This is a genomic window from Rugamonas rivuli (genome assembly GCF_009380165.1).
In the GTDB taxonomy this organism is placed as follows: Bacteria; Pseudomonadota; Gammaproteobacteria; order Burkholderiales; family Burkholderiaceae_D; genus Rugamonas; species Rugamonas rivuli.
This window is the reverse complement of the sequence record NZ_WHUF01000006.1, coordinates 146536-159073: the sequence shown is the minus strand read 5'-3', so window position 1 is coordinate 159073 and position 12538 is coordinate 146536. Positions and strand designations below refer to the sequence as shown.

Annotated in this window: 8 protein-coding genes; 2 read left to right on the top strand and 6 right to left on the bottom strand. The window is 66.2% G+C overall.

The genetic code is table 11. The features are described 5' to 3' along the window. The first annotated feature begins 19 nt into the window (after positions 1 to 19). Both GEV01_RS22280 and GEV01_RS22275 read left to right on the top strand, forming a co-directional pair. A complete protein-coding gene (locus tag GEV01_RS22280) occupies positions 20 to 1624 on the top strand; it encodes a S10 family peptidase (RefSeq protein WP_328595596.1) in 1605 nt (534 codons plus the stop codon). 41 nt (positions 1625 to 1665) lie between these two features. Then, positions 1666 to 2067 (top strand): EF-hand domain-containing protein, encoded by a 402-nt coding sequence (locus GEV01_RS22275; RefSeq protein WP_235914520.1) that lies wholly within the window; start codon positions 1666 to 1668, stop codon positions 2065 to 2067. A 10-nt stretch (positions 2068 to 2077) separates the two neighbouring features. Here GEV01_RS22275 and GEV01_RS22270 read toward each other — a convergent pair whose 3' ends face one another. From GEV01_RS22270 to GEV01_RS22245, 6 genes are all read right to left on the bottom strand, one after another. Then, positions 2078 to 3277 carry a hybrid sensor histidine kinase/response regulator gene (locus GEV01_RS22270; protein WP_152807717.1) on the bottom strand — a complete coding sequence of 400 codons (1200 nt, stop codon included), beginning with the start codon at positions 3275 to 3277 and terminating at the stop codon, positions 2078 to 2080. After that, positions 3277 to 3885, bottom strand: coding sequence for a chemotaxis protein CheB (locus tag GEV01_RS22265; RefSeq protein ID WP_152807716.1), 609 nt, complete (start codon positions 3883 to 3885; stop codon positions 3277 to 3279). Before GEV01_RS22265 ends, GEV01_RS22270 begins: the two co-directional genes overlap by 1 nt. Then, entirely contained in the window at positions 3882 to 4700 is an 819-nt protein-coding gene (locus GEV01_RS22260; RefSeq protein WP_152807715.1) for a CheR family methyltransferase, read from the bottom strand. The genes GEV01_RS22265 and GEV01_RS22260 overlap by 4 nt, the downstream gene beginning before the upstream one ends. Before the next feature lie 20 nt (positions 4701 to 4720). Next, entirely contained in the window at positions 4721 to 8230 is a 3510-nt protein-coding gene (locus GEV01_RS22255; protein WP_152807714.1) for a response regulator, read from the bottom strand. Between the two features lie 125 nt (positions 8231 to 8355). After that, complete coding sequence (locus GEV01_RS22250; protein ID WP_152807925.1) at positions 8356 to 11070, bottom strand: TonB-dependent receptor; 2715 nt, start codon at positions 11068 to 11070, stop codon at positions 8356 to 8358. Between the two features lie 49 nt (positions 11071 to 11119). Next, positions 11120 to 12484, bottom strand: coding sequence for a glycoside hydrolase family 5 protein (locus tag GEV01_RS22245; RefSeq protein WP_152807713.1), 1365 nt, complete (start codon positions 12482 to 12484; stop codon positions 11120 to 11122). Positions 12485 to 12538 lie beyond the last annotated feature (54 nt).

Here is a 12538-nt window from a genome sequence, read left to right as displayed (position 1 = left end):
CGGCTTGGTGGAGAGCACAGTGGCATATCCGACAAAATTGCAAGGGTGGCGGCCAGCACTGCGCGACGCGGCGATCATCGCTTGCGCCGCGATCCTGGCTGCCTGCGGTGGCGGCGGCGGCTCCAGCGTGGCGGAAACGCCCAGCGGGCCCAGCGCGCCGCTCACGCCCGCGCCCCCGGCCGTGCCCGGCTCTTACGACGACACGCTGGCCTATTCCAGCCTGGCGAGCGGTTCGCTGACCGCACCCAATGAAAACGCCGCCGTCATCGCCAGCCATATCCAGCTGGGTGGCCAGCAGTTCAACTACACCGCCACCACCGGCCACCTGACCGCCACCGACGCCCGCACCGGCAAGGCTTCCGCCTCGTTCTTCTACGTCGCCTACACCGTGCCCGGCGCCGATCCGGCCAAGCGGCCCGTCACCTTCTTCTACAACGGCGGCCCCGGCTCGGCCTCCACCTATCTGCACCTAGGCTCCTTCGGGCCGCGCCGGCTGGTCAGCACCATCCCCAGCGCCGTCATCGTCGCGCCGCAACTGGTCGACAACCAGGAAACCCTGCTGGCGCAGTCGGACCTGGTGTTCGTCGACGCCATCGGCACCGGCTACTCGCAAGCCATCGCGCCCAACACCAACCAGACCTTCTGGGGCGTGGACGCGGACGCCGCCGCCTTCCGCGATTTCGTGCAGCGCTACATCGCCGTCAACAAGCGCGAGGCCTCGCCCAAGATCCTGTTCGGCGAATCCTACGGCACGCCGCGCACGGCGGTGCTGGCCAACCTGCTGGAAACGGCCGGCGTGCCGATCGCCGCGCTGGTGCTGCAATCGTCGATCATGGACTACAACAGCAACTGCGGCGTGCTCGATCCGGGTGCCATCAGCTGCGAGGGCTACATCCCGACCTACGCCGCCACCAGCGCCTACTACCAGCTCAGCACGCCGCTGCCGACCGACTTCAGCGCCTACGTGCAGCAGGCGCGCAGCTTCGCAGCAGGCGACTACCGCAGCGCCATCTCGGCCTACCTGGCGACCAAAGTGGCGCCGCCGGCCGCCGTGATCGGCCAGCTGGTCAACTACACCGGCTTGCCGGCGCTGACCTGGCAGCAGAACTTCGACATGGGGCCGGACTACTACCAGCGCAACGCCGTGCCGGGCAAGCTGGTGGGCCGCTACGACGCCCGCGTGTCGGCGGCCAACGGCAGCGCGCTGGCGGCCGATGGCGATCCCTCGCTGACGGTGATCAATTCCGCCTTCGTCAGCAGCATCGCCACCTACCTGGCGGGCGAGCTGCACTACAGCGCCCGTTCCGGCTACATCAGCAGCAACGACATCGTCGACCGCTGGAACTTCAGCCACGACGGCCGCCAGCTGCCGGACACGATTCCGGACCTGGCCGCCGCGATGACGCTGAATCCGAAAATGAAAATCCTGGCGGTGAACGGCTACCACGACCTGGCCACGCCCTTCCACCAGACGGAACTGGACCTGGCGCGGCTCGGTGCAAATCCGCAAATTGTGCTCAAATATTATGCAAGCGGCCATATGACGTATCTAGACGACACTGCGCGCCGCGCCCAGCAAACGGATTTGATTAATTTCTTCAATAGCGTCACAGTGGCACAATAAGCCATGCGCCAGGCTGATAATACGGCGCGGGGGAGTCTATCATGAAGCAACTTTTCCAATTTGCCATGCTGGCCGCCGCCGCGGCCTGCAGCTGCGCGCACGCCCAGGCGCCGCAGCCGCAACCGGATATGGTCGCACCGGCCATGATGTCGGCGCCGATGCATCCCGATCCCTACATTCCGCCGGCCATGCGCAAGCCGCCGCGCGACGGCGCGTCCGGCCCGGTGCTGCAATACCAGGCCATGCAAAAACTGAAGAAACGCTTTGAGGAAGCCGACCTCGACGGTAGCGGCAGCCTGAGCCGTGAAGAGGCGCACAAGGCCGGGCTCGGCTTTGTCGAAAAGAACTTCGACCATATCGACACCGCCCAGCGCGGCGTGGTCAACTTCGAAGACTTGAAGGCCTTCATCATCCAGCGCCGCGAGGAAGCACGCTCGCGCTGAAGGCCGGCGCTCAGGCCGGCGGCGCGTCGCGGCGCGGCAAGGTCAGCGTGAACACCGCGCCCTCGCCCGCCATGCTGCGCACCGCCAGCGTGCCCTCGTGCACCTGGGCCAGCTCGCGCGAAATATACAAGCCCAGCCCCAATCCGGACGGCGCCTCGTTGCCGGCGCCGCGCTCGTAGGGCTCGAAGATTTTCTCCTGCAGCTCCGGCGCGATGCCGGCGCCCTCGTCGCGCACCTCCACCCGCACCTGTTCCGGCTCCACCCGCAGCGTCACGTGCACCGGCTTCTGCGCGCCGTAGCGCAGCGCGTTGGTCAGCAGGTTGACGACGATCTGCTCGATGCGGAACTCGTCCCACCAGCCGCTGACCGGTGTGCCCGCATCCAGGCTGATGCTGCTGCCGGCGATGGCGGCCTGCGGCGTCAGATCCTGCACCAGCCGCCGCAGCAAGCCCGACAGCTCCACCCAGCCCGGCCGCAGCGACAGCTTGCCGCTGCGGATGCGCGACACGTCCAGCATGTCGTCGATCAGGCGGATGATGCTCTGGATCTGGCGGTCGTCGCGCGCCACCATGCGCTGCAGCTGCTCGGCGCCGAAGGCCGCCATATTGCCGCGCTCCAGCTGCATCTTGCGCAATTGCGTTTCCAGGTACAGCGTGTTGAGCGGCGTGCGCATCTCGTGCGACACCATGGACATGAACTCGTCGCGCATCGCCAGCGCGCGCTGCAAGCCGGTCTGCGCCGCGTTCAGCTGGGCCAGTGTGCGCTCCTGCTCGCGGCGAGCCTCTTCCAGCGCCTCGACCTGGCGCCGCACCGCCTCGCGCTGCTCGTACAGCGAAACGAAGACCTGCACCTTGCCCTTGACCGCGCGCGCGTCCAGCGGCTTGTACAGCACGTCCACCGCGCCCGCCTCGTAGCCCTTGAACGAATAATTGAGTTCCTTGCCGGCCGCCGTCACGAACACGATGGGAATCTGCCGCGTGCGGTCGGTGCCGCGCATCAGTTCGGCCAGCTCGAAGCCGTCCATGCCCGGCATCTGCACATCGAGGATGGCCATGGCGAAATCATGCTGCAACAGCAGCGCCAGCGCTTCCTCGCCCGAACCGGCCTGGAAGATCTCGCGCCCCTCGCCGCGCACGATGGCGTTCAAGGCTTGCAGGTTCTCCGGCAGATCGTCGACGATCAGCAATTTGGTCGGGTGCTCGGCTTGCATCAATTCTTCTCCAGCATCAACAGCAGTGTTTGTATGGCGTCCAGCGGCAGGACCAGGTCCGGCTGATGCAGACGTATCGCTTCCCTCGGCATGGCCGCCACTTCGGCCTGCTCCGGGTCTTGCACCACGGTCAGGCCGCCGGCGCGGGCGATGGCGGCCATGCCGACGGCGCCATCGTGGTTGGCGCCGGTCAGCAGGATGCCCAGCAGCGCCGGGCCGTAGGCGTCGGCCGCCGATTCCATCAGGTAATCGATGGCCGGGCGGGCGAAGTGCAGCGGCGCCTCGCAACTGAGGGAAAAACTGCGGTCCATCTCCACCGACAAATGGTAGCCCGAACCGGCAAAATACAGCGTCCCGGACGACACCGCTTCCTTGTCGGCCGCCTCGCGCACCGGCATCGCCATGCGCTGCTGGAACACCTCGGCCAGGTGGCTCTGGCGGAACTCCGGCAGGTGCAGCAGCGCCACCACCGCGCGGCCGTAGCCAGCCGGCAGCCCCGGCAATAGTTGCAGCAAGGCGCCGACGCCGCCGGCCGAGGCACCGATCACCACCGCTTCCACGGTGCGCCCGGCCAGCGCGGCGCGGATCGCGGGCAGGTGCGCGCTCATCGCTTGCGGAACACCCGCTCGCGCTTGTTCACCGGCTCGAAGGCCGGCGCGTAGGCGGAGAAATCGATGCTTTCCTTGCTGCCCAATCCCAGGAAGCCGCGGTGGCACAGCGACTCGTGGAACAGGCCGAAGGCGCGCTCCTGCAATTTTTTCTTGAAGTAGATCATCACGTTGCGGCAGCTGATCAGGTGCGTCTCGGCGAACACCGCGTCGGTCGCCAGGCTGTGGTCGGCGAAGGTGACGTTCTCGCGCAGCGCGCTGTCGAACAGCGCGGCGTTGTAGGCCGCCGTGTAGTACTCGGAAAAACTGCGCGTGCCGCCGGCGGCCTGGTAGTTTTCCGTGTACTCGCGCATCGCGTCCAGCGGGAACACACCCTTGCGCGCCTGCTCCAGCGACTGCGGGTTGATGTCGGTGGCGTAGATCATGCTGCGCTCCAGCAAGCCCTCCTCCTTGAGCAGGATGGCCATCGAATACACTTCCTCGCCGGTGCTGCAACCGGCGATCCAGATTTTCAGCGACGGATAGGTGCGCAGCACCGGCATCACGTGTTCGCGCAGCGCGGCGTAATAAGTCGGGTCGCGGAACATCGACGTCACCGGTATCGTCAGGTATTGCAGCAGCGTGCTGAACGCGGCCGGCTCGTGCATGATGCGCGCCTGTAGCGCCGAGATGCTGTCGCACTCCATCTCGCGCAGCGCGTGCAGCACGCGGCGCTTTTGCGAGGCGCCGGTGTAGTCGCGGAAATCGTAGCTGTACTTCATGTAGATGGCTTCCATCAACACTTTCAGCTCGATGTCGGTATCGCTATGGTGCATAGTCAAACCCTTGCATGGTTCTAGCTCCGTTCGCCATTCGGCATCCACACCCGCAGCAGCGAGTACAGGCGCGACAGGTCGATAGGCTTGGCCAGGTAATCGCTGGCCCCGGCCGCCAGGCATTGCTCCTGGTCGTCCTTCATGGCCTTGGCGGTGATGGCGATGATGGGCAGGCGGGCGAAGCGCGCGTCCTGGCGGATGCGGCGCGTCGCTTCCAGTCCGTCCATGCCGGGCATCATCACGTCCATCAGCACCAGGTCGATGTCGCTCACCTCGTTCAGCTTGGCGATCGCCTCGAAGCCGTTGCGGCCCACTTCCACCAGCACGCCCTTGTGCTCCAGCGCGCTGGTCAGCGCGAAGATGTTGCGCACGTCGTCGTCCACCAGCAGGATGCGGCGGCCTTCGAACACGCGGTCGCGTGAGCGCACCGTGCGCAGCATGTCCTGCCGCTCGCTGGACAAATCGGCCTCCACCTTGTGCAGGAACAGCGTCACCTCGTCGAGCAGGCGCTCCGGCGAACGCGCACCCTTGATGATGATGGAGCGCGAATACTTGTGCAGATCGGCTTCCTCGGCGCGCGACAGGTTGCGGCCGGTATAGACGATCACCGGCGGGAAGGCCGCCAGCGATGCGCCCGCCATGCGCTGCAACAGCTCGTTGCCCTGCATGTCCGGCAGCTTGAGGTCGATGATCATGCAGTCGTAGATGGTGGTGGCCAGCAGCGCCAGCGCTTCCTCGCCGCTGCCGACGGCGACGATGTCGACATCGTCGTCGGCGATCAGCTGCACCACGCTGTCGCGCTGGCGGTCGTCGTCCTCGACCAGCAGCACGCGCTTGATCTTCTGCGTCAGCTTGCCTTCGATGCGGCGGAACACTTCCATCAGCTGCTCGCGCGTGGCCGGCTTGAGCGCGTAGCCGATCGCGCCCAGGTGCAGCGCGGCCTCGCCGTTGTCGGAGCCGGACACCACGTGCACCGGGATGTGGCGGGTCTGGGCGTCGTCCTTCAGCAGCTGCAGCACCGACAGGCCGGAGCGGTCCGGCAGGCGGATGTCGAGCAGCACCGCGTCCGGCCGGTATTCGCGCGCCAGCGCCAGGCCCTCGTCGGCGTCGAAGGCCACCAGGCAGCGGTAGTTTTTCTCATGCGCCAGGTCGTAGAGGATGCGGGCGAACGTGGCGTCGTCCTCGATCACCAGCACCTTGCGGCTGCCGGCCTCGCCGGCCATGCGGTCGCGGTCGTCGGCGAAGGCGCGCACGCGCGGCGCGGCGGGCGACGGCACCGGCGACGGCAGGGCCGCGCTGTCGGCCGGCTGTTCCACCGCCCAGCCGGACGGCGCGGCCATGCTGCTGGTCACGGAGCCGGCGCTGCCGGCCACGGCCAGGTCGGGCGCGGTCCAGGCCAGCGGCAGGGTCAGCGTGAAGCAGCTGCCCTTGCCCGGCTCGCTGACCAGGCCGATGCCGCCGCCCAGCAGCTGCGCCAGGTCGCGCGAGATCGACAGGCCCAGGCCAGTGCCGCCGTACTTGCGGCTGGTGGTGCCGTCGGCCTGCTGGAAGGCGTTGAAGATGGCTTGCTGGTCTTCGGCGCGGATGCCGATGCCGGTGTCCTGCACGGCGAAGGCGATGCGGCCGTCGCCGTCGGGGCGCACCGCCAGCGTGATCTGGCCGCCGCTGGTGAACTTGAGCGCGTTCGACAGCAGGTTCTTGAGGATCTGCTCCAGGCGCTGGCGGTCGGAAGTCATGTGGGCGGCCAGGCCGTCGGCGATCTGCACCTGGAAGGCCAGCTTCTTCTGCTGCGCCAGCGGTTCGAACAGCATGGCCATGCCCTCGACCACATGGCGCGGCGACAGCTGCTCAGGCACCAGCTCCAGCTTGCCCGCCTCGACCTTGGAGATATCGAGGATGTCGTTGATCAGGTTGAGCAAGTCGTTGCCGGCCGAATAGATGGTGTTGGCGAAGCGCACCTGCTCCTCGTGCAGATTGCCGGCGGCGTTTTCCGCCAGCAGCTTGGCCAGGATCAGCGAGCTGTTGAGCGGCGTGCGCAGCTCGTGCGACATATTCGCCAGGAACTGCGATTTGTACTGGCTGGCGCGCTCCAGTTCGGCGGCGCGCTGCTCCAGGTCCAGCTGCGCCTTGCCCAGCGCGGCGTTCTTCTGGTCCAGCGCCACGCCCTGCTCGGCCAGCTGCTCGTTGGTCTGTTCCAGCTCGGCCTTCTGGTTTTCCAGGCTGGCCTGCGATTCCTCCAGCACGCGCGACTGTTCTTCCAGCTCCTCGTTGGCGGTGCGCAGCTCTTCCTGCTGCACCTGCAACTCTTCGTTCAGCTGCTGGGTCTCGGCCAGCACTTCGTGCAGGCGCTGGCGCGACAGGCTGGCGTCGATGGCGTTGCCGAGGTTGCCCTTGACCAGTTCAAGGAACTCGACATCGCGCGCGCAGATCGGCCGCAGCAGTCCCAGCTCGACCACGCCGTTGATTTCGCCGTCGTTGTCCAGCGGCGCCAGCAGCACGCTGGCCGGCGTACCGGCGCCCAGGCCGGACGCCAGCTCCAGATAACCGGACGGCACCTGGTCCAGGCGGATCAGGCGGCGCTGCAGGGCAGCCTGCGCCACCAGGCTCTCGGCGGGCTTGAGGCGCTGCTCGCGCTCCTCCCATTCGGCGCTGGCGCCGTAGGACGCCACGCGGCGGAAGCTGCCGTCGTCGGCGCGCAGGTACAGTGCAGCGACCGCCACATCCAGGTAGCGCGCCATGAATTGCAGCAGCGCCGACGACAACTGCGGCAGGCCCATCTGGCCGATGCCCTGCTGCGCCAGCTCGCTCTGGCCGGTGCGCAGCCAGGCTTGCTGCGCCAGCAGTTCCGCATGCTGGCTGTGCTGCTGCAAGGCGCGGTTGTACACCGTCGACAAGCCCATCAGCTCGCGCCGGCCGAACCAGGCCAGGATGCCGCCCACGCCCAGCGTCAGCAGCAGGTAAAGCGAGGCCACCCAGATGGTGACGGACCTGGCGGCATCCTGGCGCTCCTGGAGCATGCGCATTTCATAGGTGACGAAGGCGTCGACCTGGCTGCGGATCTCGTCGAACTGGAGCTTGCCGCGGCCGGCCTTGATCGCCCCGGCCACGTCGCCGCTGGCGGCGCGCAGCCGTATCATTTCCTGGGCGTACAGATCCCATTGCTCCTGCTGGGCCTTGATGATGCGCAGGCGGTTCACCTGCAGGGGGTTGTCCGCCACCAGCGCCATCAGCGCGGCGATGCCGGCGCCGACCTTGGGCTTGCTGAGCACATACGGTTCGAGGAAGGCGTTTTCGCCGGCCAGCAGATAGCCGCGCATGCCGGTTTCCATGTCCACCATCTGCTTGGAGATTTCGTTGGCGCTGCCGATCACGCGTTCGCTGTGCTCGACCCAGTTCATGGTGTTGAGCAGATACGCCAGCAACACCGCGAACACCCCGGCGCTGACCACGCCGGCGGCCAGTGGAAGGGTGACGTTACGCACCAGAATGCGGCGGAAGCCGCGTTCGTCCAGCGACGATTGATTGGGCATGGTCTGGGCCGGAATAGCTAGGAAAGCAAGGAGTTTAGCTCAAATACAAACCTTGCAATCCGGCCATCTCAATCGTGCGTTAGCGAAATAACAGAACGCTGCCCGGCCGCCGGGCAGCTTGCCGCTTACAGCTTGTAGTTCAGGCCCAGCAGGAACTGGCGGCCGTAGGTGGTGTAGCGCTCGGGCGCATACGAGCCGCCCGAGAACGGATCGCCCTGGCGGGTCTGGTAAGGCGAGTTGTTCAGGTTGTTCACCTGGAACAGGAAGGACAGGCCCTTGTAGCGGCCCTCCTCGATCGCATAACCCAGTTGCAGGTCGATCTGGCGTTCGGCCAGGATCTCGCTAAAGGCACGCTGGGCGAACAGGCCCGTCACCTCGCCGCGATACGCCGAACGGTAGCGGCGGCTGGCGCGCGCCTGGTAGCCGTTCTTCTCGTAGTAGACCGTGACGTTGGACACCACGCCGGACAGGCCCGGCAGTTTTTCCTTGGTGCCCGGGCCATTCGGATGGATGGAGCTCTCGGTGCCGGACATGCTGCCGGTGACGCCGAAGCCTTCCAGCGGCGCGTACAGCAGGCCGCCGTCCAGCGCGCCCGACAGTTCCACGCCCTTGACCATGCCGCCGGTGCCATTGGCAGGACGGTTCAGCGTGCCGATATCCTGCAGCGGCACCACCGCCGACGGATTCGGGAAGCCGGCAAAGCTGAACGCGGTCTGCTGGTTGTAGATGTAGCTCTGCAGCTTTTTATACCAGAGCGCGCCGGCGATGTAGCTGCGTTTGCCCATGTATTTTTCCATCGACAGGTCGTAGGAATTGGCGCGCCATGGTTCCAGCTGCGGGTTGCCGCCGCTGCCGTTCCACATGCGGCTGGTGGCGTCGACGCCGCCCGAGATGCCGGCGCGCATATCCGACATTTGCGGACGGGCCACGGTCTTGGCCGCGCCGAAGCGCAGGTTGGTGGTCTCCAGGTATTTGCCGAGGTCGAAGTTCAGGTTCAGGCTGGGCAGGATGTCGGTGTAGTTGGCGCCGCCGGTGATCGAGCCCAGCTTGCCGGCGTTGACGGTGGCGCCGCGCGATTTCTGGTCGACGCTGACGGCTTGCAGGCCGAGGTTGCCTCGCAGCGGGAAGGGGCCGACGTCGGTGTCGATGCCCAGGCGGGCGTAGGTGGTCGTGACTTTCTCGGTCACGCCCCAATCCTGCAAGGCCTGGTCGTCGGGACGGGCAGGCTGCTTGTCGTAGTACTTGTTGAGCACGCCCAGCACGTCATAGGTCAGCACGCTCGGGATGCCGGCGAAGGACAGCGAGGTGGATGGCTGGATCAGGTCCGGCGACACCGTGGTTGGCTTGCGGCCATCCTTCAGGAACCAGTAGTTGTTGGTGTCGGCGTGGGTCTTCTCGCGCTTGCTGTAGTTGACGCCGCCTTCCAGGCTGCGGAACATGCCTTCCAGGTCGCGCTTGGCCGACAGCTTGATCGAGCCGAGCTTGTCCTCGACCACCGGGTGGTGCATGTCCGCATCCTTGCCCCAGCCGCCGACGTCGGTCAGCTTGATGATTTGCGGATCGGCGAAGTTCAGGCTGGGCGTGAAGGTCGGCAGGCCGCTGGCGGTCGGGATCTTGAACTGGAAATTGTTGTCGGTGATGTGGGAACCGGCCGGGCCCAGGCCGGCATAGGTTTCCAGCACCTGCTCGCGGCGCTTGGCGGTCGAGTAGGAAGCGTCGCCGACCAGGGTCCAGCCATCCTTCTTGTAGGTGTTGTTCCAGCCCACCGCGCCCAGCTGATCCTTGCGGGTGTTGAAGTCATTGCGGACGATGGGTTCCAGGTTGACCAGCGAACCGCCCACCAGCAGGCGCGTGCCGCCTATGGTCTGGATGTTCGGGTTGTTGTAGGTGACGTCGCTCCACTGGTGCGAGTTCCACATCATGCCGCGCATGGTGGTGTCCTGGGTGAACTCGGAGTAGTACAGATCCAGCGTGGTGCGGAATTCCTTGGTCGGCCGGTATTCCAGCACGCCCATCAGGCCGTCGCGTTTTTGCTGGCGCGAGGAGGCGGTCACTTCGGCGCCCTTCAAAGCCACGACGTCGGCATTACCCGGCGGCAGCTTGTTGTCCGTGCCCCACCACCACGATTTGTATTCCTGCTGCTGGCCCGGCGAATCCAGGTGGGCATAGCCGATGGCCACGCCCAGCGTGTTGTTCATGAACTGGTCGACATAGGAAGCGCTCAGGCGCGAACCGTTGGCCGAGGTGTTGGAGTTCAGCTTGCCGTTGGAGTTGTGCTCGCCGCGCGCGTTGAACACGATGGTGCGTTCGCGGACGTCGAGCGGGCGCACGGTGTGCAAGTCCACCGTGCCGGACAGGCCGCCGCCGGCCAGCGCCGCATCCGGCGTCTTGTAGACGGTGACGCCGTTGATCAGCTCGGATGGATACTGGTCGTACTCGGCGCCGCGGTTGTTGCTGGTGGAGACCAGCTCGCGGCCGTTCATCAAGGTGCCGGAAAAGTCCGGCGCCAGGCCGCGGATCGAGATCGACTGCGCCCGGCCTTCGACGCGCTGCGCCGTCAGGCCGGCCAGGCGGGCGATGGATTCGGCGATGCTGACGTCGGGCAGTTTGCCGATGTCCTCGGCGGTGATGGCTTCGACGATGGAATCGGCGTCGCGCTTGACCGCCATCGAGGTTTCAATGCTGCGGCGGATGCCGGTGACGACCACCGACTGGACTTCCTTGTCGCCGCTGGCGGCGGCCGGCCCCTGCTGCGCCCAGGCCGGGGCGGCGGCGAACGCCAGCGCGGCGCAGGCGGCGGCGATCGGTGTCAGTGTTAAGGCTTGTGTCTGCTTGTTCATCATCGGGTCTCTCTTATAGTTTTAGACGGGTGGGTACAACAAACTGCTGCTAACGGAAAGGCTGCGGTACGGTACTGCTGGTCATCCAGTCCTGCATGGGCTGGTGCACCTCATAAGCCTGGGTGCCAAACAACTTGAAAAGGTTTTCGATATCGGCGACGGGCGCCTTGGTGAAGTCCACGGCCGGCACGGCGGCGCCGGCGGCGTTGGTGACGAAGCCCCAGGTGCCCTGGCCCTGGCCGCCGCCGTTGCTGACCACCTTCCAGCTCCACGCCGTCGTCGCCCAGCCGTACTTGGCGTAGGTATCGAAAGAGGCGCGGGCGATCTGGCCGCCCAGGTCCAGGCCGAGGCCCATCCACGGCTGGGATTCGCCGATGAAGAAGGCGGTGTCGACGGCCTTGATCTTGTTGTCCCACTCGCACACGCCGCTGTTGCTGCCGCCGCTGCAAGTGAGCCAGTCCTTGTGCACCTGCAGGCCGGTCTGGCCCCAGCCGAACAGGCCGGGATAAAAGTGCATCTCGAAGGCGACGTTGCTCATGCCCTGGTCGGCCGGCTTGCCGTAGGCCGTGATGTTGCCGCTGTTGTGGCCTGGCAGTATCACCACGTGGTTGGGATCGACGGCGCGGATCGCCGTGTACAAGGTCTTGACGACGGCGGCCAGGTTGGCGGCGCTCGTGCCCCACGGTTCGTTGAGCACGCTGTAGCCGGCCACCGCCACGCGGTCCTTGTAGCGGCCGGCGATCTGCTGCCACAGCCAGACGGTGCGGTCCTGGAATTCCGGCGTGGTCCAGTACAGGTTCTTGTTGGCGCAGCCGCTGTGCTGTTCCCAGCCCTGCGAACCGACCGCGCCGTGCAGGTCGAGGATCACGTACATGCCGCGCTTCTCGGCCTGGGCGATGGCGTCGTCCAGGTAGCGCCAGGCGTCGGCGCGCAGGTGGCGCGGATTCTTCTCGTCCTCGACCACGCTGTAGATGAAGGGCAGGCGCACCACGTTCAGGCCGAACTTCTGCATCTGGTCCCAGTCGCGGGTGGTGATCCAGTTGTCGCGGAACAGCTGCATCAGGCGCTGGCGCTCGGCGTAGCCGAAGCGGGTATCGAGGTTGGCTTCCAGCTTGCACTCGTCGTCGATGCCGGCGCTGCCCTGCCCCATCATCCAGAATTCATTGATCAGCCAGTTGCCCAGGTTGGTGCCCTTGAGCGCGACCTGGCCGCCGTCGGCCTTCAACCATTTCGTGCCCTGGGTATGCAGCATGGACAGCGGCAGCACCGGCACCGGCGTCACCGGGGTCGGCTTGATCTCGGCCACCGGCGGCGGTACGGGCGGCGTCACCGGCGGCGGGGTGTTGCTTGCGCCGCCACCGCTGCCGCAAGCGGCCAGGAGCAGAGCAAATATCGCGGCAAATAGTCTGAACATCTGTTTTTCCTTTTATGGAAGCGCTTCCACACCTATTCTGAAAAAACTGCCGTG

Bases quoted from the DNA above. Each gene is read 5' to 3' on its own strand.
- GEV01_RS22275 (WP_235914520.1), top strand. From the start codon at position 1,666: ATGAAGCAACTTTTCCAATTTGCCATGCTGGCCGCCGCCGCGGCCTGC.
- GEV01_RS22270 (WP_152807717.1), bottom strand. From the start codon at position 3,277: ATGCAAGCCGAGCACCCGACCAAATTGCTGATCGTCGACGATCTGCCG.
- GEV01_RS22265 (WP_152807716.1), bottom strand. From the start codon at position 3,885: ATGAGCGCGCACCTGCCCGCGATCCGCGCCGCGCTGGCCGGGCGCACC.
- GEV01_RS22260 (WP_152807715.1), bottom strand. From the start codon at position 4,700: ATGCACCATAGCGATACCGACATCGAGCTGAAAGTGTTGATGGAAGCC.
- GEV01_RS22255 (WP_152807714.1), bottom strand. From the start codon at position 8,230: ATGCCCAATCAATCGTCGCTGGACGAACGCGGCTTCCGCCGCATTCTG.
- GEV01_RS22250 (WP_152807925.1), bottom strand. From the start codon at position 11,070: ATGAACAAGCAGACACAAGCCTTAACACTGACACCGATCGCCGCCGCC.
- GEV01_RS22245 (WP_152807713.1), bottom strand. From the start codon at position 12,484: ATGTTCAGACTATTTGCCGCGATATTTGCTCTGCTCCTGGCCGCTTGC.